Annotated in this window: 18 protein-coding genes, 2 tRNA genes and 1 pseudogene; 7 read left to right on the forward strand and 14 right to left on the reverse strand. The window is 72.4% G+C overall.

What is annotated here, in order from left to right; translation table 11 throughout:
* Positions 1-471 precede the first annotated feature (471 nt).
* The 8 genes and pseudogenes from def to ACOBQU_RS13015 form a co-directional block, all read right to left on the reverse strand.
* Positions 472-1,122: a peptide deformylase gene (gene def, locus ACOBQU_RS12980; RefSeq protein ID WP_423626792.1), complete on the reverse strand. Its 651-nt coding sequence runs from the start codon at positions 1,120-1,122 to the stop codon at positions 472-474.
* A 98-nt stretch (positions 1,123-1,220) separates the two neighbouring features.
* Entirely contained in the window at positions 1,221-2,201 is a 981-nt protein-coding gene (locus ACOBQU_RS12985) for a tetratricopeptide repeat protein (RefSeq protein WP_423626794.1), read from the reverse strand.
* A gap of 252 nt (positions 2,202-2,453) precedes the next feature.
* A pseudogene (locus tag ACOBQU_RS12990) lies at positions 2,454-3,643 on the reverse strand (HD-GYP domain-containing protein).
* A gap of 47 nt (positions 3,644-3,690) precedes the next feature.
* Complete coding sequence (locus ACOBQU_RS12995; protein ID WP_423626796.1) at positions 3,691-5,172, reverse strand: HD-GYP domain-containing protein; 1,482 nt, start codon at positions 5,170-5,172, stop codon at positions 3,691-3,693.
* Between the two features lie 301 nt (positions 5,173-5,473).
* On the reverse strand, positions 5,474-5,767 hold the full coding sequence (gene rsrA, locus ACOBQU_RS13000; protein WP_423626798.1) for a mycothiol system anti-sigma-R factor: 294 nt from the start codon (positions 5,765-5,767) through the stop codon (positions 5,474-5,476).
* Positions 5,764-6,438 (reverse strand): sigma-70 family RNA polymerase sigma factor, encoded by a 675-nt coding sequence (locus tag ACOBQU_RS13005; RefSeq protein WP_423626800.1) that lies wholly within the window; start codon positions 6,436-6,438, stop codon positions 5,764-5,766. Before ACOBQU_RS13005 ends, rsrA begins: the two co-directional genes overlap by 4 nt.
* Positions 6,439-6,659: 221 nt before the next feature.
* The gene (locus tag ACOBQU_RS13010; protein WP_423626802.1) at positions 6,660-7,328 is read right to left on the reverse strand and encodes an alpha/beta family hydrolase; all 669 of its coding nucleotides are present in this window, start codon (positions 7,326-7,328) and stop codon (positions 6,660-6,662) included.
* A 44-nt stretch (positions 7,329-7,372) separates the two neighbouring features.
* Positions 7,373-8,188, reverse strand: a complete 816-nt coding sequence (locus ACOBQU_RS13015) for an SOS response-associated peptidase (protein ID WP_423626804.1) — start codon at positions 8,186-8,188, stop codon at positions 7,373-7,375.
* Between the two features lie 49 nt (positions 8,189-8,237).
* Here ACOBQU_RS13015 and ACOBQU_RS13020 point away from each other — a divergent pair, with 49 nt between their 5' ends.
* The 4 genes from ACOBQU_RS13020 to ACOBQU_RS13035 all read left to right on the forward strand — a co-directional run bounded on the left by ACOBQU_RS13020 (position 8,238) and on the right by ACOBQU_RS13035 (position 12,032).
* A complete protein-coding gene (locus ACOBQU_RS13020; protein ID WP_423626806.1) occupies positions 8,238-8,960 on the forward strand; it encodes a M50 family metallopeptidase in 723 nt (240 codons plus the stop codon).
* 246 nt (positions 8,961-9,206) lie between these two features.
* A complete protein-coding gene (aroA, locus tag ACOBQU_RS13025) occupies positions 9,207-10,526 on the forward strand; it encodes a 3-phosphoshikimate 1-carboxyvinyltransferase (protein ID WP_423626807.1) in 1,320 nt (439 codons plus the stop codon).
* A gap of 16 nt (positions 10,527-10,542) precedes the next feature.
* Entirely contained in the window at positions 10,543-11,553 is a 1,011-nt protein-coding gene (rsgA, locus tag ACOBQU_RS13030) for a ribosome small subunit-dependent GTPase A (RefSeq protein WP_423626808.1), read from the forward strand.
* 155 nt (positions 11,554-11,708) lie between these two features.
* Complete coding sequence (locus ACOBQU_RS13035; protein WP_190138952.1) at positions 11,709-12,032, forward strand: DMT family transporter; 324 nt, start codon at positions 11,709-11,711, stop codon at positions 12,030-12,032.
* A gap of 90 nt (positions 12,033-12,122) precedes the next feature.
* Here the strand turns inward: ACOBQU_RS13035 and ACOBQU_RS13040 are convergent, their stop codons facing one another.
* Complete coding sequence (locus ACOBQU_RS13040; RefSeq protein ID WP_423626810.1) at positions 12,123-12,728, reverse strand: TetR/AcrR family transcriptional regulator; 606 nt, start codon at positions 12,726-12,728, stop codon at positions 12,123-12,125.
* Between the two features lie 147 nt (positions 12,729-12,875).
* On the opposite strand from ACOBQU_RS13040, the gene hisN reads away from it, so the two are divergent.
* Positions 12,876-13,676, forward strand: coding sequence for a histidinol-phosphatase (gene hisN, locus ACOBQU_RS13045; RefSeq protein WP_423626812.1), 801 nt, complete (start codon positions 12,876-12,878; stop codon positions 13,674-13,676).
* 604 nt (positions 13,677-14,280) lie between these two features.
* Complete coding sequence (locus tag ACOBQU_RS13050; RefSeq protein ID WP_423626814.1) at positions 14,281-14,676, forward strand: cyclic nucleotide-binding/CBS domain-containing protein; 396 nt, start codon at positions 14,281-14,283, stop codon at positions 14,674-14,676.
* Positions 14,677-14,740: 64 nt separating this feature from the next.
* Here ACOBQU_RS13050 and ACOBQU_RS13055 read toward each other — a convergent pair whose 3' ends face one another.
* Positions 14,741-16,195 (reverse strand): catalase, encoded by a 1,455-nt coding sequence (locus tag ACOBQU_RS13055; protein WP_423626816.1) that lies wholly within the window; start codon positions 16,193-16,195, stop codon positions 14,741-14,743.
* 144 nt (positions 16,196-16,339) lie between these two features.
* Between ACOBQU_RS13055 and ACOBQU_RS13060 the strand changes: the two genes are divergently transcribed.
* Entirely contained in the window at positions 16,340-16,759 is a 420-nt protein-coding gene (locus ACOBQU_RS13060) for a Fur family transcriptional regulator (protein ID WP_423626818.1), read from the forward strand.
* A gap of 139 nt (positions 16,760-16,898) precedes the next feature.
* Here ACOBQU_RS13060 and ACOBQU_RS13065 read toward each other — a convergent pair.
* The 4 genes from ACOBQU_RS13065 to ACOBQU_RS13080 all read right to left on the reverse strand — a co-directional run bounded on the left by ACOBQU_RS13065 (position 16,899) and on the right by ACOBQU_RS13080 (position 22,545).
* Positions 16,899-16,972, reverse strand: a tRNA-Met gene (locus ACOBQU_RS13065).
* 135 nt (positions 16,973-17,107) lie between these two features.
* Positions 17,108-19,165, reverse strand: coding sequence for a sel1 repeat family protein (locus tag ACOBQU_RS13070; RefSeq protein ID WP_423626820.1), 2,058 nt, complete (start codon positions 19,163-19,165; stop codon positions 17,108-17,110).
* A gap of 280 nt (positions 19,166-19,445) precedes the next feature.
* Positions 19,446-19,519 (reverse strand) — tRNA-Met (locus ACOBQU_RS13075).
* Between the two features lie 77 nt (positions 19,520-19,596).
* Positions 19,597-22,545, reverse strand: coding sequence for a UPF0182 family protein (locus ACOBQU_RS13080; protein WP_423634439.1), 2,949 nt, complete (start codon positions 22,543-22,545; stop codon positions 19,597-19,599).
* Positions 22,546-22,668 lie beyond the last annotated feature (123 nt).

A 22,668-nucleotide genomic window follows, 5' to 3' on the forward strand; every position in this document is an offset into this window, starting at 1 on the left:
GATACCGCCCGCGCTCGAACAGCTGACTGTACGGATGACTGTCCTGTCCCGACCGGCTTGCTGCGCTGTCGCGGTACGCGTTCCGCGGCATATGCCGGAACGCGTACCGGTACCCGTGCGGTTCGATCCGACTGTGAAGTGCTGTGTGAGGAAGCAGGCACGAACAAACCCCTCTCGACCGCCCTGAGACGCGCACCCCTCCCGCCGTGCCGGGCGCGCGCCGTTGCGTATCCCCGCGCTTTCCATTCAGCACCACAACTGACCGTTCAGGGAACAGATTTGCGCCATTCACTACCCCAGCATGCCGAGAACATCCCCTTACGTGACTGAATCTGGATCACCGGCGGCTGGACCTGGGCCAGACCTGTCCGGTTCTGCACGCATACGGCGACGGCCCCTGGTCAGTGGGGTGTTCCCGACCAGGGGCCGCTGCGGTCACGCGCTTCCCGCGCGCCTCATCCGTGTCGCATATCAGTCGTTGGGCACCACGGGGTAGCGTGGAGTGCCCTCCGCCATCTGCCGCAGCGCGTCCTTGCGCTCCCGCTTGGAGAGGCGGTCGATGTACAGGTACCCGTACAGGTGGTCCGTCTCGTGCTGGAGGCAGCGCGCGAAGTAGCCGCTGCCGCGCACCTTGATGGGGTTGCCCTTCTCGTCCTGCCCGGTCACCACCGCGTAGTCCGGCCGGGCCAGCGGCGCGTAGGCCGTGGGCACCGACAGACAGCCCTCGCCGGAGTCGTCCAGGCGGCGCTGGTCCGCGGGCAGCTCCTGGAGCACCGGGTTGCACACGACGCCCACGTGCCGCACGCCCTCGTCGTCCTGGCAGTCGTACACGAAGACCTTGAGGTCCACGCCGACCTGGTTGGCGGCCACGCCGACGCCCTGCGCCACGCGCTGGCTCTCGAACATGTCGCAGATCAGCTGCTCCAGCTCGTCGTCGAACGCCGTGACGTCCTTGCACTCCTTGTGCAGCACCGGATTGCCGACGACGGTGATCGGACGGTACGTGCCGCGCTCGCGGTAGGCCGTCTCGCGCGCCTCGCAGTCCTCCGTGTCGATGACGAAGCCCTCGTCGTCGACCGGGAGCACTCCGCCCGGCCGCTGCTGCTCAGTGTCCTGCGCCATATCCGCCGTATGCCTTCTTCCTGGGGCTTCCTCGGGATGTGTACTGCCCGTACAGGGTACGGGCAGCTCCCCGCCACGGCAGCGCGCTCGTCCGGCGGCTAGCAGACCTCTTCGAGGTCCCGCCAGTCGCGCGAGTCCGGGCTGTCCGCCACCCAGCCGTCGAGGAGGCCCCGGACCAGCCCCGCGGGGGCGGCGATCCCGCACTCCCGCTCGGGCACCCACAGGGCGCCGGGGCTGCGGTGGCCCAGCGGGCCGGGGTGGCCCGGCTCACTGTGGTCGTGCGGGTCCAGGTGCTCCCCGTCGCCCTCGTCGCTGGGCATCCGCGACTCCGAGCACATCCGGCACAGCAGCCGCACGGACGACGACCAGTCCTCGGCGGCGAAGCCCGCGTCCGCCGCGAGCCGCTCCAGGGCGTCGCGGTCCTCCTCGGTCGCGGCCTCCAGGAGCACCACCCACGTCGGCACCGGTGACGGCGCCCACAGCTCGATCTCGTCGAAGACCGGGTACGCGTGCCCGGCCGCCGTCGTGCGCTCGCCGTGCGGCACCCCGTCGTGCAGGACGACCTCGCCCCAGCGGCGCCCGGAGGACGGCAGCGGGATGGACAGCACCTCGATGCGGGCCGGGTCGAGCCTGCGGCCCCACACGACCTCGGCCTCGCCCTCCGGCGACAGGCGCACCGCCGCGCTGCCGAGGTCCATGCCCGTCGGCTCGCCGGTCGCGGCGACCCCGCCGGGCACCCTCAGGCCGTACGCCTGCCAGGCCCTGCGGGCCAGGGGCCAGTCCTGGAGGGCGGTGGCCGCGATGCCCACGTTCCACCAGTCGGGGGCGCCCGCCGAGCGGTCGAGCAGGGCCACGGCGCGCAGGCCCGCGGCCCTGGCCTGCTCCCAGTCGTGCCGGAACTTGTGCAGCAGCGCGAGGTTGAACCAGGACTCCGACAGCCAGGGTTCGAGATCGGCGGCGCGCGTCAGGAGCGCGCCCGCGTCCTCGTAGCGGCCGTCGCCGATGAGCGTGAACGCCCTGTCGGTGGCCTGCCGCCAGGAGGCGGAGGGCCGGTGCCGTCCCTTGCCGAAGATCCTCACGATTCCCGCCTGCCAGCTCTTGTCGGGATGTCCCCGCTCTTCTTCGCATCCAACCACGTGCGGCCGGACGGCCGCTCATTACCCATGGGTTACCCACGTACCCCGGGCCCAGACGCCCACGCGGACGCGCCCCTTCCTGGCGTGGGCGCCCGGCACCGCCTGATGGGCGCTTCGCGCCCCGTCCTCAAACGCCGGACGGGCTGGGTCTGTGTCTTCTCGCTGTCGTCGGCTTTCCGTGATCCCCCGCGAGGGCTAGCGGGCCAGTACCCGGGCCAGCGCCCCCACCACCTCCGCCTGGTACTCCCGTCCCGTACCGAGCCGCAACCGCTCAAGCGCCCCCAGGGCCCCCCGGGCCCCCCGCTCCCGCACCATCTCGTCGTACGCGTTCACCACCCGCACGATCCGCGCGCTGACCGGCTGCTCCCGGTAGGGGTCCGCCTGCCGCTCCACGACCACGGCCACCGCGGAGGCCACCCCGGTCTGCCGCACCACGGCCCCGCCGAGCAGCGCGATCCGCCGCTGCTCCCCGGCGGCAGCCCCGCCGTGGCGCCCGCGGGCACGGGGTCCACCAGGGAGAGCTGCCCGATGTCGTGCATCAGGGCGGCGTACTCCAGGACGACCAGATCGGCCCCGCCGAGCCCCAGCTCCCGCCCCACGGCCACGCTCAGCTCGGCCACGCGCCGCGCGTGCCCGGCCGGGGTGTACCCGGCGATCTCGGTGGCCCGGGCGAGCGAGGCGATGGTCTGCCGGTAGGTGGCGCGCACGGCGGCGTAGCGCCGGAAGCCCAGCTGGGTGAGGAGCAGCGGCAGGCTGAACACCGGCAGCGCCCACAGCCCCGCCGCGGCGACGGCCAGCGCCATCACGGCCCCCGTGGCGCACACGGCCGACGCGATCCCCGCCGTGCCCCGCAGCTCGTCCCGCAGCAGCGGGGCGAACGGCCACCCCGTGCGCGCGTGCGCCACGGCGGCGGCCAGCAGCGCGTCGCACAGGGCGGTGAGGGCGAGCAGCACCAGGATGACGGCCGGGTACCAGGGCCCGTGCCCGACCCGCTCCCCCAGCGTCCCGGAGTTGTACAGCGGCTGGAAGCACAGCGCGGCGAATCCGGCGGTCAGGATCCGGCGGGCGACGTGGTCGGCCCCGGGCCCGCGGCCGCCGCCCAGGCGCGGTACGGCGCCGACGGCCCCGGCGGTCGCGACGACCGCGATCACCTGGAGCACGCCGTGGTGGGTGGCCTGCCCGCCGCTCTCGCCGAGCAGGGCGTACGCGAGGGCCCCGGCGGCACCCAGCGGCGCGGGCTCCCGCTTGCTGCCGCTGCCCCACCGGGCGAGTTCGCCGAGGGCCGTGAGGGCGCCGAAGGCGAGGGCGGTGCCGGGCTCCGCCACGCCCCGCCACAGGGTCGTACCGACGGCCACGGCGGCCAGCAGGAAGGCGCCCCGGCGCACCGCCGTGACTGAGCGCGCCGTGACTGAGCGCGCCGCGCCCCGCGCGCTCACCACGCCCCCGCCCCGGCCCCGCCGCCCCCGCCCCCGCCCCCGGGCCTCACGGTCGAGCCCGCGGCCGCCGTGCCCGGGTCCCGCCCCACGCAGGCCCCGCCACCGGCCGCCCCCGCGTCACCGCCCGCGCCCGCCAGCCCCTGCCCCACCGGCGCGGTCCCACCGTCGGCCGCGCCCACCCCCCGGGACCCACCGCCCGGCGCCACGGCCGAGCCCGCGGCCTCCGGCGCCCCGCTCCCCGCCGTGACGTCCCCCTCCCACCCCAGCCGCTCCAGCGCACGCGTCAACGCGTCCACCACCGCCGGGTCGAACTGGCTCCCGGCGCAGCGGTGGAGTTCGGCGACGGCGGCGGGGACGGGGCGGGCGGGGCGGTAGGAGCGGGAGGACGTCATGGCGTCGAAGGCGTCGGCGACGGCGACCACCCGGGCGCACTCCGGGATCTGCCGCCCGACGAGCCCGTAGGGGTATCCGCTGCCGTCGACGCGCTCGTGGTGGTGCAGGATCGCCGCCCGCGCCTCGCCGAGGAACCCGATGCCGCGCACCATCTCGTGCCCGTACTCGGGATGCAGCTCGATGAGCTGCCGCTCCCGGGGGGTCAGCGGGCCCTCCTTGCGCAGCAGGCGGGTGGGGACGCCGAGCTTGCCGACGTCGTGCAGGATCCCGGCGAAGCGGAGGACCTCCACGCGCTCGTCGTCCATGCCGAGTTCCCGCGCGATCATCACCGAGGCGCGGCCGACCCGCTCGCTGTGCCCGCGCGTGTACCGGTCCTTGAGGTCGACGGCCTGGACGAGGGCGCGGATGGTGGCCTGGTGGGCGGCCCGCTCGCGGTGGTACTGGGCGAACACCCAGCAGGACACGCCCATCGGCAGCAGCACGAGGAGCGCGGCCGGGGGCCCGTAGGGGCTGCTCCAGAGGACCGCCATCATCAGCCCGGCGAGCCCGTGCACGCCGACCGGGGCGAGCGGCCCGAGCAGCGGGCCGCGCCAGGCGGACCGCGCGGGCACCCGCTCGGCGGTGACGAGGATGCCGCCGTCGAGGGCGGTGAGCGCACCGGAGAAGGCGAGCACGGCGAGCGCGGCGGGCAGCAGGACGTACGGGAAGTCGGGCGCGGCCGTGGCCTCGGGGCCGCCGAGCACGGCGTAGGCGTGCCCGGACGCCCAGGCGGCGAGGGCGAGTTGGGCGGCCCGCCAGGTCCGGCGGGGCCGCCGGTCGACGGGGGCGAGCAGCGCGCCGGGCACGGCGACGAGCGCCGCCGCGGCGGGCGGCAGCAGGAACACCCCGGCGAGCAGCACGGGGAAGCAGGTGCGGGCGGCCGGGCCCGACCGCGGGGCGACCCGCTCGCCCCCGGCGTACAGCAGGGCGAGCAGCGCGACCGCGGTCCACGGGGTGTCCGGGCCGAGGGCGGGCGCGACGCAGGCGGCGGCGCCGAGCACGGCGCACAGGATGTAGCCGAGGGCCCGTGCCGACACCGAGCGCATAGCCGTCTCCTCCCGGTCCGCGGATCAGGTCGGGAGACTAGAACGGGCGCGGAGCGCGCCCGCGCTCGCGGCGGCGAATTAGCACCTTCGGGTGAGAAACCCCAGGAGAAAGCAGAAGAAACGTTCCCCTGCCACGACCCCGTCGCGGCCGCCGCCGACGCCCCTCAGCCCCTGCGGGGGGGCGCGACGCCCCTCAGCCGCTGCGGGGGGGGGCGCCCCCGGCGTACCGCTGAGAACGGGTGGGCGGGCGGAAGAGACCCGGCTCAGGGCCCAGGGGCCAGCTCAAGGCCCAGGGGCCAGATCAGGTCCCGGGCGCCAGGTCCTCGTCCGGCACGGTCTGCCCGGAGCGGATCAGCTCGATGCGGCCCATGACCTTGGCCCGCAGGTCCGCGGGCACGTCGTCCTGGCCGCAGCAGCGCTTGACCAGCTTCTTCACCGCCTGTTCGAGGCCGTACTTCTCCAGGCACGGAGAGCACTCCTCGAAGTGCGTCTCGAACTTGGTGCAGTCGCTGTCCGGCATCTCGTGGTCGAGGAACTCATAGAGATGGTCCAGGACCTCACTGCAGTCAGTCTCGTGCGGCTCTCCGCAGCTCATGAGCCCGAGCCTTTCGCTTCGTTCGCATCTCCGGCACCGGCCGGGACCAAGCCGCGGTCACGCGCGTAGTCCTCGAGCATGCCGCGCAACTGGCGGCGGCCGCGGTGAAGGCGGGACATCACCGTACCGATGGGTGTACCCATGATGTCGGCGATCTCCTTGTACGCAAAGCCCTCTACGTCCGCGAGATAGACGGCGATGCGGAACTCCTCCGGGATGGCCTGGAGCGCGTTCTTCACATCGGAGTCCGGCAGGTGGTCGAGCGCCTGCGACTCGGCCGAGCGCAGTCCGGTGGACATGTGCGACTCGGCGCGGGCGAGCTGCCAGTCCTCGATCTCCTCGGCGGCGCTGCGCTGGGGCTCGCGCTGCTTCTTGCGGTACGAGTTGATGAACGTGTTGGTGAGGATCCGGTACAGCCACGCCTTGAGGTTGGTGCCCTCGCGGAACTGGTGGAACGACCCGTACGCCTTGGCGTACGTCTCCTGGACCAGGTCCTCCGCGTCCGCCGGGTTGCGCGTCATGCGCAGCGCCGCCGAGTACATCTGGTCGAGGAACGTCAGCGCGTCCCGCTCGAAGCGGGCCGTGCGCTCCGCGGCCGTCTCCTCGCGCTGCCCTGACTGCTCGGCCTGGCCGTTCTCGGTCCCTGCGTCGGTCCCAGTGACCGGACCCACCTCCTCCAACGACGTGGTGGTCCCGAAAGCGGGCCCACTCGCATCGGAGGATAGACGAACACCTGCTTTGCGCGCCGCTCGAATAGGGGTCGCCTTGGGCGCGCTCAGCACGCTCCACTCCAGGTCAGGGGCGCTGGAGCGGTTCGGGCAGATGGTCGATCCCATGCGGGCGTACCCCTCTTCTACGAACACTGTTTGCGGTCTGTTGGCGACAACAGACGTCACGCGCCCGACATTCCCACCCGGCCCGTCCAGGCGGCGACCGCGTCCGTGATCCGCCGCACAGCCTCGTCCTGGCCGATCTCCGCCCGCTTCGGTACGGCGAACGAGTGGTCGCCGAAGGGGACCTCGACGAGTTCGTACGCCGCGTCGTCGGGGAACTCGGCGGGCTTGCCGAAGGGGTCGTTGCCGCCCTGGACTACGAGGGTGGGGACGCCCGCGCCGAGGAGTTCACCGGCGCGGGACTTCTCCGGCTTGCCCGGCGGGTGCAGGGGGAAGCTCAGGGCGAGCACGGCCGCCGCGCCCAGGTCGGCGGCGGTGCGGCAGGCGACGCGGGCCCCGGCGCTGCGGCCGCCCGCGATCACCGGCAGGCCGGGCTCGGCGAGCGCGGGCCACACGCCGCGCCACCCGACGTCGAGCGTCCTGGGCGCGGGCGCCACCTTCTTGCCCGCGACCCGCCAGGGCTGCTCCACGAGGGCCACGGTCACGCCGTGCGCGGGCAGCTCGGCGGCCAGCGCCACCAGGTCCCGGGCCTCGATGCCGCCGCCCGCGCCATGGCCGACGGCGAGGACGAGGCGGGGCTTCCTCGCCCGGTGCCAGGTGATCCGGGCCTCACCGGCGTCCGTCGGTACGGTCTGTGCGACCGGCCGCGCGGTCTCGCTCTGCGTCACGTGCGTCACATCAGGAGAGGTCACATCAGAAGAGTGTGCCTTCTTCAGAAGAGTGTGCCTTCTTCCGGACCGTCCAGTTCCGTCAGCAGCTCCGGGCCGTTGTTGCGCACGTTGCTGACGGCCGTCGACACCGGGTACGCCCGCATCAGCCCGGCCGGGGGCGGCTCCAGGAGGGTGCGCAGGTCGTCGACGTCCGTGCGCGCCGGGTCCAGCCAGGCGTCCCAGCGGTCGGGGGTGAGCATCAGGGGCATCCGCGGGTGGATGTCGGCCAGCGAGCGGGGGCCGTCCTCGGGCGCCACGGCCAGCGGCGTCGTCTCCGCCTCCGTGGTGATCACCGTGCAGGTCACCCACCACGCCAGGGGGTGCTCGTCGGGCAGCGTGCGGTCCCGCCAGAACTCGTACAGACCCGCCATCGCGAACACCGAGCCGTCGGCGGGCAGCACGAAGTACGGCTGCTTGCGGGGCCGCTTCTTCTTGCCCTCGACCTCCAGGTCCCGCTCGGCGGCGGCGGTGACCCACTCGTAGTAGCCGTCGGCGGGCAGGATGCAGCGGCGGGCGGCGAAGGCCCGCCGGTAGGACGGCTTCTCGTGCACGGTCTCGGCCCGGGCGTTGATCATCCGCGCGCCGCCCTCGGGCGTCTTGGCCCAGGACGGCACCAGACCCCACTTCAGCTTGCGCAGCTGACGAACCGGACGCTTGTCCTCGGCGTCTTTCAGGGGGCGGTCGAGGACGGCGTAGACCTCTTTCGTGGGAGCCACGTTGTAGTCGGCCTCAAGGGTCTCCTCGGGCTCCCACTTCTCGATCTCGAAGATTCCCGCGAGATCCTCGGGCCTACGACTCGATGCATACCGTCCGCACATACATGCCACACTGCCATGCCGCGGTCAACCCGAGGGAGCCAACCGAGCAATGCACACCTCCGCCTCCGCCAGCCTGAGCGACCTGTGGGACCGGCTCACCGGCACGCAGTCCGCGCCCGAGCAGTGGCTGGTGCTCGCCACCGGCGCCGTCGCGCTCGCCGCCGTGCTGCCGCACGGGGTGTGGCGGGTGGCCCGCAACGCCATCACCATCGCCCACGAGGGCGGCCACGGCCTGGTCGCCCTGCTGACCGGCCGCCGCCTCGACGGCATCCGGCTGCACTCGGACACCAGCGGCCTGACCGTCAGCCGCGGCAAGCCCACCGGCCTCGGCATGATCCTGACCGCCGCCGCGGGGTACACCGCTCCCCCGCTGCTCGGCCTCGGCGGCGCCGCGCTGCTCGGCGAGGGCCACATCACGGCGCTGCTGTGGGTCGCCACGGCCCTCCTGATCGCGATGCTGGTGATGATCCGCAACGCGTACGGGGCGCTCACGGTGATCGTCACGGGCGGGGTGTTCCTCGCGGTCTCCTGGCTGGCGGACACCGACGTGCAGGCGGCGTTCGCGTACGCGGTGGTGTGGTTCCTGCTCCTCGGGGGCGTGCGCCCGGCCTTCGAGCTCCAGGCGAAGCGGCGGCACGGCGGGGCCGGGGACTCCGACGCCGACCAGTTGTCGCGGCTGACGCACGTCCCGGCCGGAATGTGGCTGTTTCTGTTCCACGCGGTGTCGCTCTGCTCGCTGATAGGGGGCGGCCGCTGGCTGCTCACGGTGTGAGGGGCCGCCGCCCCGGGCCCCACCAGGCCGGAAGCCAGAGCGGCGCCTTCCGGCCACCCCTTCGCCACCCCTCGGCCGCCCCTTGGCCGCCTCTTGCCCGCCTCTTGGCCGCCTCTTGCCCGCCTCTTGCCCACTGCGCCGACACCCGCGCGTGGCGCCGCGCGCCCCCTCGCTTCTCTGTTTCGCCTGGGTTCCTCCGCTTTTGATCAAGATCTGTGGCTGCCGCCAGCCACTAAAGTGAGGGGCATGACCGTGAACCCGACGCACACCGCCCTCTGGCCAGCCCCGCACGCGAGCGGAGCCGTCGCCGCGACGGTCCACGTGCCGGGCTCCAAGTCAGTCACCAACCGCGCCCTGGTCCTCGCCGCCCTCGCCGCCGAGCCCGGCTGGCTGCGCCGCCCGCTGCGCTCCCGGGACACCCTCCTGATGGCCGCCGCGCTGCGCGCCATGGGCGTGGGCATCGAGGAAGGGGTGGGCCCGGACGGCTCCGGGGAGGCCTGGCGCGTGATCCCGTCGGGCCTGCACGGCCCGGCCACGGTCGACGTGGGCAACGCGGGCACGGTGATGCGCTTCCTGCCCCCGGTCGCCACCCTCGCCGACGGCCCCATCCGCTTCGACGGCGACCCGCGTTCGTACGAGCGCCCGCTGCACGGCGTGATCGACGCGCTGCGCGCGCTCGGCGCCCGCATCGACGACGACGGCCGCGGCGCCCTGCCCCTGACCGTGCACGGCGGCGGCGCCCTGGACGGCGGCCAGGTCGAGATCGACGCCTCCTCCTCGTCCCAGTTCGTGTCCGCGCTGCTGCTCTCCGGCCCGCGCTTCAACCAGGGCGTGGAGGTGCGGCACGTGGGCAGCGCCCTGCCCTCGATGCCGCACATCCGCATGACCGTGGACATGCTGCGCTCGGCGGGCGCCCAGGTCGACACGCCTGAGGCGGGCGGCGAGCCGAACGTGTGGCGGGTCACCCCGGGCGCCCTCCTCGGCCGCGACCTGACCATCGAGCCCGACCTGTCCAACGCCCAGCCGTTCCTGGCCGCCGCCCTGGTCACCGGCGGCCGCGTGACGATCCCCGACTGGCCCGCGCGCACCACGCAGCCCGGCGACGCGCTGCGCCAGCTGTTCACGGAGATGGGCGGCTCCTGCGAGCTGACGGAGGCGGGCCTGACGTTCACCGGCTCCGGTTCGGTGCACGGCATCGACGCCGACCTCAGCGAGGTGGGCGAGCTGACGCCGGGCATCGCGGCCGTCGCCGCGCTCGCCGACTCCCCCTCCACGCTGCGCGGCGTGGCCCATCTGCGGCTGCACGAGACGGACCGCCTGGCCGCGCTCACCAAGGAGATCAACGAGCTGGGCGGCGACGTCACGGAGACCGCCGACGGCCTGCACATCCGCCCGCGCCCGCTGCACGGCGGCGTCTTCCACACGTACGACGACCACCGCATGGCCACCGCGGGCGCGATCATCGGCCTCGCCGTGGACGGCGTACGGATCGAGAACGTCGCGACGACCGCCAAGACCCTGCCGGACTTCCCCGACCTGTGGACCGGGATGCTCGGGAAGAACTGACGGGCGGTACGAGACGATGCGCCGCTACGGCAAGCACACGGACGAGGACGACATCCGCTCCCGCCCCAACCGCAAGGGCAACCGCCCGCGCACGAGCATCCGCCCCAAGCACGAGGACGCGGCGGAGGGCATGGTCCTCACCGTCGACCGCGGCCGTCTGACCGTGCTCGTCGAGGACCGGCCCGTCACCGCCATGAAGGCCCGCGAGCTGGGCCGCAAGGCCGCCGTGGTCGGCGACCGGGTGGCCCTCGTCGGGGATCTGTCCGGCAAGAAGGACACCCTCGCCCGCATGGTGCGCATCGAGGAGCGCACCTCGGTGCTCCGCCGCACCGCCGACGACGACGATCCGTACGAGCGCGTGGTCGTGGCCAACGCCGACCAGCTCGCCATCGTCACCGCCCTCGCCGACCCCGAGCCGCGCCCCCGCATGATCGACCGCTGTCTGGTCGCGGCGTACGACGGCGGCCTCAGCCCGCTGCTCGTGCTCACCAAGTCCGACCTGGCGCCGCCGGACAAACTCCTGGAGCTGTACGGCGACTTGGACATCCCCTACGTCGTCACCAGCCGCGAGGAGCTGGCCGACGGCAGCGCCGTGCGGCGCGTGCGCGCCGAACTCGCGGGCAAGGTCACGGCGTTCGTCGGCCACTCCGGCGTCGGCAAGACCACGCTGGTGAACGCCCTGGTCCCCGAGGACCAGCGGCGGACCACGGGCCACGTCAACGCGGTGACCGGCCGCGGGCGGCACACGACGACGTCCGCGCTCGCGCTGCCCCTGTCCGGCGACGACGGCTGGGTCATCGACACCCCCGGCGTGCGCTCCTTCGGCCTGCACCACGTGGACCCCTCGCGCGTCATCCACGCCTTCCCCGACCTGGAGCCCGGCACGGCGGACTGCCCGCGCGCGTGCAGCCACGACGAGCCGGACTGCGCGCTGGACGCCTGGGTCGCCGAGGGGCACGCGGACCCGGCCCGGCTGTACTCGCTGCGGCGGCTGCTCGCCACGCGCGAGCGCCACGACGGCGACTGACCGTCCCTGATACGCCGCCCCTTGCGGGTGACCCGATCTTCGCGTTGTTTACGCCCCGGGCCCGGAGGTAAGTGCATAATCGCACCAAGATTGTTCCAAGCTTTGGCTAAGCGGTCACGGAACGTACGGGTCGTACGGATGCGGGAGGCACAACCATGGCGTGGCTGCTGGTCATCGTCGCCGGAATCCTCGAAACGGGCTTCGCGGTCTGCCTGAAGCTGTCGCACGGGTTCACCAGGATCTGGCCGACCATCGCCTTCGCCTGCTTCGCGCTCGGCAGCTTCGGACTGCTCACGCTCGCCCTGAAGAAGCTGGACGTGGGCCCGGCGTACGCGGTGTGGACGGGCATCGGCGCCGCGGGCACGGCGATCTACGGCATGATCTTCCTCGGCGACCTGGTCTCCACGCTGAAGATCGTCTCCATCTCCCTGGTCATCGTCGGCGTCATCGGCCTCCAGCTCTCGGGCTCGGCGCACTGATCCGCCGGGGGGCCGCCGTCACCTGCCGCGGGGCGGTGCCGAGGGGCGGCTTCCGGCTCCCGTGAGGGGCGCCGGGTGGCCGCCCGGCGCTCAGCGGCCCACCGCGCCCGAGATCACCCGCCGGAGCAGCTGGGCCGGTTCGTCGTCGCGGCCCGCGGGGGCCACCACGTACGAGAGCGCCACCCGCACCGCGCTCTCGCAGGCCCGCGCCAGGTCCTCCGCCTCCGACGGGCGGCCGCGCTCAGCGAGGGCGGCCACGGCCCGGTCCCGCACCTGCGCGAGCAGCTCCCCGGGGGTGGGCACGCCCGCGTCCGCGCGGCGCTGCGCGGGCACCGGCGAACTCGACACCGCCGCCCGGCTCGGCGCGGGCAGCCGCTCGCTCCAGAACCCCGTGAGCACGGCCCGCACCAGGACGTTGTCCCGGGCCGCGCCGATGGTCCAGGCGCTCACCGCGGCGAGCCGGTCCACGGGGTCGCGGGCCTGCGCCAGGGCCCGCTCGACGCCTCGCAGGTACGCGTCGGTCTCCCGCCGCAGCAGCGCCCGCGCGAGGCCGTCCTTGCTGCCGAACTCGTTGTACAGCGTCTGCCGGGACACCCCGGCGACCGCCGCCACGTCGACCATCCTCACCCCCGCCCACGGCCTGCGGGCCAGTGCGGTGTACGCCGCGTCGAGCAGTGATTCCCGCGCTGCAGGCATCGTCGCCTCCCGCTGCCACGGGCCGGGGCGGCCCAGGCGGTTCTGCTGGTCAGAGTTGACGTGCCGGAAAGGGCTGTCAAGGGGTGCGGCGGGCGGCGCCCGATACGCGCTGTGGCTCGCGCGAATCGAGATCGATACTGTTCATCCATGCCCGACTACCACGATGATCTGCGCCTCGCCCACGTCCTCGCGGACGCCGCCGACGCGGCGACGATGGACCGGTTCAAGGCCCTCGACCTGAAGGTCGAGACCAAGCCGGACATGACGCCGGTCAGCGAGGCCGACAAGGCCGCCGAGGAACTGATCCGCGGCCAGCTCCAGCGCGCCCGGCCGCGCGACGCCATCCTCGGCGAGGAGTACGGCATCGAGGGCACGGGCCCGCGCCGCTGGGTCGTCGACCCCATCGACGGCACCAAGAACTACGTGCGCGGCGTGCCGGTCTGGGCCACGCTCATCTCCCTGATGGAGGCGGGCGAGGGGGGCTACCAGCCGGTGGTCGGCGTCGTCTCCGCGCCCGCGCTCGGCCGCCGCTGGTGGGCGGCGAAGGGCAGCGGCGCGTACACGGGCCGCAGCCTGTCGTCCGCGACGCGGCTGCACGTCTCGAAGGTCGGGCGGCTGAGCGACGCGTCGTTCGCGTACTCCTCGCTCGGCGGCTGGGAGGAGCACGGGCGGCTCGACGGCTTCCTCGACCTCACGCGCGCCTGCTGGCGCACCCGTGCGTACGGCGACTTCTGGCCGTACATGATGGTCGCGGAGGGCTCGGTGGACATCTGCGCGGAGCCGGAGCTGTCGCTGTGGGACATGGCGGCGCCCGCGATCGTGGTGACGGAGGCGGGCGGCCGCTACACCGGCCTCGACGGCACCCCCGGCCCGCACAGCGGCAACGCGGCGGCGTCGAACGGCCTGCTCCACGAGGAGCTGCTCGCGTACCTCAACCCACCCACCTGACCCACCCACCTGACCCACGCGCCAGCCCCGCACGCCTAGCGCGTGCGCCCGGTCCGCAGGCCTGGCTCGTGCGCCCGGCCCGCACGCCTGCACCACGCGCCTGGCTCGTGCGTCCGCACCACGCGCCTGATCCGGGCATCTGATCCGCGTTCCTGGCCCGCACGCCTGGCTCGCACGCCTGGCTCGTGCGTCCGCACCGTCCGCCCGCCCCACGCACCCGCACTACGCGCCCGACCCCCGCGCCTGGCTGGCGTGTCTGCCTCGCCTGTCCGGACCGCGTGCCGACCCACGCGTTGGACCGCGTGCCTCATTCGCGCACCCGCCCCACGCCTCCGCACCACATACCTGAACCGCGCGCCTGGCCTGCGTGACCGGGACCGCGCGCCTGGCCCCGCGCACACGGCCCCGCAGCCCCGCCGCCCCCGGCGGCCCGACGGCCCGGCGCCGTGAACTGACCCCACGCGCCCCCTTGTTGGCGTTCCGCTTCGCTGCGACCCTGAGAGTCCCCCACTTGTGAACTTGTGAATCCCTTCTCTTGGCAATGCCGTTCTCAGCTCCCGGCATGCCAAGGGCAAAGGGCTCACCAAGGAGGTGGCTCACGCCCATGCTCGTCCGCGACGCCATGAGCACGTTGGTCCTCACCATCGGCCCCGCCCACACCCTCCGCCAGGCCGCCCGGCTGATGTCGGCGCGCCGCGTCGGCGCGGCGGTCGTCTTCGACCCCGACGACACCGGGATCGGCATCCTGACCGAGCGCGACATCCTCAACTCCCTGGGCCGCGGCCAGGACCCGGACCTGGAGACCGCGGGCGCGCACACGACGACCGACGTCGTGTTCGCCGGGCCGGTATGGACCCTTCAGGACGCGGCCGAGGCCATGTCCCACGGCGGCTTCCGGCATCTGATCGTGCTCGACCGCGGCGAGCCCGCGGGCATCGTGTCCGTCCGCGACATCATCCGCTGCTGGGCACCGAGCCGCCGCGCCGCGCAGCCCGTCTGACACGGCGGGCGGGCCGGACCCCCGAGGGGATCCGGCCCGCCGTCCTCGACGAGGGACTGGGGTCTTAGCCGCGCAGGGCCTGGACCGCGGCCTCCAGTCGCTTGCCGAAGTCGTCGTCCGCCTGACGGAAGTTGTTGATCGCGCGCTCGGCGATGTCGTCGCGGGAGACGCCCGCGATGCCCGCCGCGAGGTTGTCGATCAGGCGCTGCTTCTCGTCGTCGGACATCAGGCGGTAGAGGTTGCCCGCCTGCACGAAGTCGTTGTCCTCGGCGTGCGAGGGCGCCTCGTGGTTTCCGGTGCCGCCGGTGAAGTTCGCGGTGGAGCCCCACAGCGGGCGGTCCGTCTGGACCGGGCCGCCGAAGGAGTTGGGCTCGTAGTTCTTCGCGCCCTTGTGGCGGCCGTCGTACATGAAGCCGTCACGGCCGTAGGAGCGGGCCTCGGTCGCGTGCGGGCGGTTCACCGGCAGGTGGTCGGCGTTGATCCCGACCCGGTAGCGGTGCGCGTCGGCGTACGCGAACAGGCGGCCCTGGAGCATCTTGTCCGGGGACGGGCCGATGCCGGGGACGAAGTGCGCGGGCGAGAAGATGGCCTGCTCGACCTCGGCGAACACGTTCTCCGGGTTGCGGTTGAGCTCCAGCTTGCCGAACTCGATCAGCGGGTAGTCCGCGTGCGGCCACACCTTGGTGAGGTCGAAGGGGTTGAAGCGGTAGGTCGCCGCGTCGGCCGCGGGCATGATCTGCACGTACGCGGTCCAGCTCGGGAACTCGCCGCGCTCGATGGACTCGCGCAGGTCCCGCTGGTGGCTGTCGGGGTCCTTGCCCGCGAGGACCTCGGCCTCCTGGGCGGTGAGGTTCTTGATGCCCTGGTCGGTCTTGAAGTGGTACTTGACCCAGAAGACCTCCCCGGCCTCGTTCTGCCACTGGAAGGTGTGCGAGCCGAAGCCGTCCATGTGGCGGTACGACGCGGGTATGCCCCGGTCGCCGAAGAGCCAGGTCACCTGGTGCGTGGACTCCGGGCTCAGGCCCCAGAAGTCCCAGACGTTGTCGGGCTCCTGCGAGCCCGTGTACGGGTCGCGCTTCTGGGTGTGGATGAAGTCCGGGAACTTGATGGCGTCCTTGATGAAGAAGATCGGCGTGTTGTTCCCGACGAGGTCGTAGTTGCCGTCCTCCGTGTAGAACTTCAGCGAGAAGCCGCGCGGGTCGCGCACCGCGTCGGCCGCGCCCAGGTTGCCCGCGACCGTGGAGAAGCGCAGGAAGACCTCGGTCTCCTTGCCGACCTCGGAGAGGAACGCGGCCCGCGTGTACGGAGTGACGTCCGCGGTCACCGTGAACGTGCCGTACGCGCCCGCGCCCCGCGCGTGCACCACGCGCTCCGGGATGCGCTCGCGGTTGAAGTGCGCCAGCTTCTCCAGGAGGTGCTGGTCCTGGAGGAGGACCGGACCGCCGACGCCCGCGGTCTCGCTGTTCTGGTTGTCGGCGACCGGCGCTCCGGCCTCGGTGGTGAGGGGTCCCTGCGTCACGTGCGCCTCCTGCGTCATTCCTTACACGTCCTGTCCCGTGGCGTTTGCCGAACTCGATCCTACGATAGACATTGTCTAAGTCAAGTAAGCATCCAGAGTCACACTCGTTCGGGATCTGATCCCCTCACCTGTTAGGCTGGCGATATGAGTGACCTGTTGGAACGGCTGCGCGGACGCGGCTGGCGCATGACCGCGCAGCGACGCGTCGTGGCCGAGGTCCTCGACGGGGACCACACGCATCTGACGGCCGACGAGGTGCACGCGCGTGCCGTCGTCAAGCTCCCGGAGATCTCCCGGGCGACCGTGTACAACACGCTCGGCGAGCTGGTCTCCCTCGGCGAGATCCTCGAGGTCTCCACGGACCGCAGGGCGAAGAGGTACGACCCGAACGCGCACCGGCCGCACCAGCACCTGGTCTGCGCCCACTGCGGCGCGATCCGCGACGTGCACCCGACGGGCAATCCGCTGGCGAACCTCCCGGACTCGGAGCGCTTCGGCTTCACGATCTCGGACGTGGAGGTCACATACCGGGGCGTGTGCCCCAGTTGCGCGGCGACGCGTTAACGGCGTCAACGCACCTACGTAGACACAGGTAAGCCCCGGTCACCTGGTGACCGGGGCTTACCTGTACGTGCTCGCGCAAGTGCTCGTGAAACACCGAAGGCCCGGAAACCTGATCGGTTCCGGGCCTTCGGCCTCTGAGTAGCGGGGACAGGATTTGAACCTGCGACCTCTGGGTTATGAGCCCAGCGAGCTACCGAGCTGCTCCACCCCGCGTCGGTGAACCCAACAGTACGCCACGCCTACGACCAGCGCAAATCGCTTCCCCGTAGGGGTGCCCCGCTTCTCCGTACAGAGTCCCCCGCTTCTTCGTACGGACTCTCCGCGCGGAGAAGCGGATGCCCGAAGGCGCTACGCCGTGAGTTCCTGGCGCAGCGCCTCGCCGAGCCGGGCCGCGCGCTCGGCGACCTCCGGCGGGCCGAGGTCGACCGCGCGGGCGGCCCAGCGCTGCCCCTCGGCGAGCTGGCCCCGGCGCGCGTACAGCAGCGCCAGGCGCAGCGCGGCCCGGCCGTGTCCGGCGTCGGCGGCGCGGGTCCACCACAGGGCGGCCTCCGGCTCGCTGCCCTCGCGGGCGAGCAGCAGGCCCAGGTTGAACGCGCCGTTGCGGCTCCCGGCCTCCGCCGCCTGGCGGTACCAGCGGGCGGCCTCGACCACGTCGCCCCGGCCCGCGGCCAGCATGCCGACGCGGACCTGGGCGCGCCGGTGGCCCAGCTCGGCGGCGCGCTCGTACCACTCCTCGCACTCGGTCTTCCGCACCGCGGGCTCGCCGAGCGCGGGCTCGGCGGCGGCGGGGCGGCGGGCGTCGAGGACCGTGCCGAGCCGGTAGGCGGCCTCCGCGCTGCCGCCGCCCGCCGCGCACCGCAGGTGCCGCTCGGCCTCCTGCTCGTCGCCGTCGCGCAGCCGGGCCGTGCCCACCTGGAGCGCGGCCTCGGTGTGGCCCGCCGCCGCGGCGCGCTCGTACCACCTGAGGGCCGCGGCGTCGTCGCCCCGGCCCGCGTACAGGATCCCCAGGTTGAACGCGGCGTCGACGCTGCCCGCCTCCGCGGCCTTGGAGAACCAGGGCTCGGCGCCCGCGGCGTCGCCGCCCTGGAGCAGCAGCACGGCGAGTGCGTTGGCCGCCTCGCGGTGCCCCGCGTAGGCGGCGCGGCGGTACCACTGGTCGGCCTGGGCGGTGCGCTTCTGCTCGGCGCACAGCAGGCCCAGGTTGTACGCGCCGTTGATGTCGCCCGCGTCCATGGCCGCGCGGTACCAGCGCTCGGCGGTCTGGGTCTCGCCGCGCTCGGCGTGCAGCGCGCCGAGGGCGTTGGCGGCGTTCCCGTCGCCGTCCTGGGCGGCCCTGAGCCACCACACGGCGGCGTTCTCCGTGTCCCCGGCGTCGCGCAGCAGGAAGCCGAGGGCGCAGGCGGCGCGCGGCTCGCCGTCCTTGGCGGACGTCAGGTACCAGCGCCCGGCCTCCTTCAGCTCGCCGCGCCCCTCCAGGATGGCGCCGAGGTGCAGCGCCGCCCTGCGGTGGCCTCGGGCCGCCGCCTGGCGGTACCACTGCTCGGCCTCTTCGAGGAGGGACAGCGCCCTCTTCTCGCGGCCCTTCTCGCGGCCCTTCCCCTGGTCCTTCTCGCCGGGCTTCCCAGCGGCCTTCTCGCCGGGCTTCGCTCCAGGCCTCCCGCCGGGCTTCTCGCCTCTCGCGGCGCCCTTCTCCGTGGGGGCGCCTCTCTTCTCCGTAGCGACGGCCCCCCTCTCCGTAGGGGTGGCCCTCTTCTCCGTAGCGGTGGTCGTCCTGTCGGCGCGCGCACCGGTGCGCGGCCCTTCGCGGCGCGCGCTCCGCTCCCGCGCGCCGCTCTCGCCGGGGCACTCGCGCTCGGCGCGCTTGTCGAGGGCGCGCGCCAGGCGGTAGGCGGCCTCGCGGTGGCCGCGCTCGGCGGCCGTGCGCATCCACAGCTCGGCTCCGACGTCGCCGCGGTGCTCCAGGAGGTCGGCGAGCGCGTACGCCCCGAGGGTGTGGCCCTGCTCCGCGGACTGGCGCAGCCAGTACTCGGCGGCGGGCTCGTCGCCGCGCTCGCGGTGGTAGCGGCCGAGGGCGTGGGCGGCGGCGGCGGACCCGGCGACGGCGGCGATCCGCCACCATCCGGCCGCCTCGTCGACGTACCCGCGCTGGTGCAGAAGGACTCCGAGGTTGTTGGCCGCGGCCCGGTCACCGGCCGCCGTGGCTCCGCGCAGCAAGGATTCGGCACCGTCCAGGTCGCCGCGGCGCAGCAGCAGGCTGCCGAGCACGCTCATCGCGCCCACGTCACCGGCCTCGGCCGCGATCCGGTACCGCATCTCCTCCGCGACCTCACCGGGGTCCTCCCGGTCGGCCTGCTGCGCAAACCGCCCTGTCTCCAACAGAGTTGCCTTGTCCCCCATAACGTCCATCGTCGCACCACCTGCAACCTGGGTACATCTGGTATACCGCAGCCAGTGAGGTCACTTCAGCGTTTTGTCGACATGCCCACAGAGAGATAAGTGAAACACAGGTTCTCCCAACTGCCGCCGCCCGGCGCACTCTTCGCAAGAACCCCACAGCACTGGCATGGGACACCGGCATGAGCACCCGCCCGAGGGGCGCGCCGCACGGAGCGCGCGGACGCGGGCGGCCCCGGGCACACGGCGAAGGCCCGGAACCGTCCTTGGTTCCGGGCCTTCGGCCTTCGAGTAGCGGGGACAGGATTTGAACCTGCGACCTCTGGGTTATGAGCCCAGCGAGCTACCGAGCTGCTCCACCCCGCGCCGTTGTGCGATTCACCGTACCACGGCGCGGGGTCGGGGCCCGTGCGCGGGTCGCGCGCTCCGGACCCCGCGAGCCGCTATCCGTTCTCGCGTCTGCCCTTGTCGCCGCTCTTGTCTCCGCCCTTGTCGCTCTTCGCGGGCTCCTCGGTCTGGGCGTCCTCGGCGCGCTGAAGGGCGTCCTGGAGCTTCTTCTGCGCCTTGCCGTACGCCTCCCAGTCGTCCTCCTTCAGGGCCTCCTTGCCCTCGTCGATCGCCGCCTGAGCGTCGTCGATGGCCTCCTGGAGCCTGGGGTTGTCCGACGCCGGAGGCTTCTGCTTGTCACCGTCATCCGGCTTATCCGGCTTGCCTGACTTATCCGGGTCGTCCGATGGCTCGTCGGGATCGCCGCCGTTGGTCCTGAAGAGCTTGTCGAGCGCGTCACCCAGGTTGTCCGCGAAGACGTTCTCCGAGCCGTAGGAGACGGCCACCTTCTTCAGCTGCGGATACGGCGACTTGCGGCCCTGGACGTACATCGGCTCGACGTACAGGAAGCCGTTCTTCAACGGCACCGTCATCAGGTTGCCGTAGAGGACGTCGGACGCCGCGCCCTTCATGTCCCGGATGAAGTTGCCCACTTCGGGCAGCGACACCAGTTTGTTCTGGACCTGCTCCGGTCCGTAGGGATCGCCCTTGTTCACTCTCAGCAGCGTGAACTTGCCGTAGTTCTCGCTGCTCGCGTCCGCGTCCACCGCCAGGAAGGCGCTGAGGTTGGGCCGCTTGCTGGGCGTGAACGTGGTCGTCAGGGAGAACTGCTGCGCGTCCGAGCCCGGCGTCTTCATGGACAGGTAGTACGGCGGCACCGAGCTGTTCTGCTGCTTCGCCGGGTCGTTCGGCACCTGCCAGGCGTCACTGCCGTTGTAGAACGGGCCGGGGCTGGTGACGTGGTACTTCGTCAGGAGCTGGCGCTGGACCTTGAACAGGTCCTGCGGGTAGCGCAGATGCTCCTTCAGCTCCGCGGGGATGTCGCTCTTGTCCTTGACGGTGCCCGGGAACGCGTTCTTCCACGTCTTCAGGACGGGGTCCTTCTCGTCCCACGTGTACAGCTTGACCGTGCCGTCATAGGCGTCGACGGTGGCCTTCACCGAGTTGCGGATGTAGTTCACGCGGTTCTGCTGGGCGATGACGGCGCGCTGACTGTCCTTGTCGGACAGGGAGTCGGCCGTGGTGTCCCCGAGCGTCGTCCACGACGAGTAGGGGTAGTTGTTGACCGTCGTGTAGGCGTCCACCACCCACTGGACGCGGCCCTTGACCACCGTGGGATAGGCGTCTCCGTCGATGGTCAGCCAGGGGGCGACGGCCTCCACGCGCTCCTTGGGGGTGCGGTTGTACAGCAGCCGGGAGCCCTCGCCGATCGCGCCCGAGTACAGGATCTGCGGCTCGCTGAGCGTCACCGCGTACGCCGCCCTGTTGATCGGGTTGGACAGGTCGACGCCGCTCTTGCCCTCGTAGCTGTACGTCTTCTGGCTGCCCGCCTGCTCGTAGTCCAGCTCCTTCTGGGGGCCGCCGACGATCGCGTACGACTTGGTCTTCTCGCCGTAGTAGATCCGCTGCTGGTAGTCCCCGAGCGAGCCGCTGGTGGGCAGGCCCTTCTCGGTGAACGCGGGCTCGCCCTTGGAGCCCTTCGCCGTCTCCGTGCCCTTGGCCGCGACCGCGCCGTAGCCGTGGGTGTAGACGAAGTGGTCGTTGATCCAGTTGCGCTTGTCGAGCTTGTCCAGGTTCAGCTCGCGCAGGCCGATGACCGTGTCCTGGCCCTCGTACCGGTCGACGTCCAGCGTCATCGGGAACTGGTAGTACTCACGCTTCTGCTCCAGCTGCTGGAACGTCGGCGAGACGATGTTCGGGTCGTTCAGGCGGTAGCTGGCGGCGGAGTCGGCGGCGTCGCGCTTCTCCTTGGCGTCCTTGCCGACCACACCCGTGCCGTCGTACGACTCCGGCTTCACGTCCTTGATGCCGTAGGCCTCGCGGGTCGCCTTGATGTTCTTGGCGATGTACGGGGCTTCCTTGGCCTGCTCGTTCGGCTGGACCTGGAACTTCTGGACGATCGCCGGGTACAGGCCGCCGATGAGGATCGCGGAGAGCACCATCAGGCCGAAGCCGATGACCGGCAGCTGCCAGGTCCGCCGCCACAGGGTCGCGAAGAACAGCAGCGCGCAGATGACGGCGATGCAGAACAGGATGGTCTTCGCGGGCAGGTACGCGTTCGCGTCGACGTACCGCAGGCCCGTCCAGTTGTCCGTCGCCTTGAAGTCGCTGGACTTCACCGCGAGGCCGTACCGGTCGAGCCAGTAGGCGACCGCCTTCAGCGCCACGAAAACGCCGATGAGCACCGACAGGTGCCCGGTGGCCGCGGCCGTGGCCCGCCCGCCGGGGCTGGTGATGCGCAGGCCGCCGTACAGGTAGTGCGTCAGGGCGGCGGCGATCACCGAAAGGACCGCGGCCGCGAAGCCGAAGCCGAGCAGGAAGCGGTACCACGGCAGGTCGAAGGCGTAGAAGGAGACGTCCAGGTGGAACTGGGGGTCCTTCTGGTGGAAGGGGACGCCGTTGACCCACATCAGCCAGGTGCGCCACTGGCCCGCGGCGGACGCGCCCGCGATCAGGCCGACGAGCGCCGTGATGCCGATGAGCAGCCACTTCTTGTACGGCGCGATCGCCATGCGGTAGCGGTCGAGGCTCTGCTGCTCCATCGACATGGCGCTCAGCGGCGGGCGCAGCCGGTGCGCGAGCCAGATGTTCACGCCGACCGCGGCCGCCATGAGCAGGCCGAAGACGAAGAACAGGCCGATCTTGGTCCACAGGGTGGTGGTGAAGACCGATGAGTAGTGGACCGAGCGGTACCAGAGCCAGTCCGTCCAGAACCCCGCGAACATGACGAACGCCATGGCAAGGACGGCCAGGACGCCCAGTGTCATCAGCAGGGTCCGGACGCGACGGGACGGTCGGCCCACTCTGATCCGTGGCCCCGTCGGGCCTCCGCCGCGGTCCGGCATCTGGAAAGCCAAGGTGCGCACCTCGAAGTTCGCTGTAGCTGTGGCTGAAACAGGCCCCGCGATCGTAGAGCCCACTCATGCAACTTACCGACGCTTTACTCAGTTCCCGTTCCGGGGTCTGAA

This window comes from Streptomyces sp. G45 (assembly GCF_049542095.1).
Classification (GTDB): Bacteria; Actinomycetota; Actinomycetes; order Streptomycetales; family Streptomycetaceae; genus Streptomyces.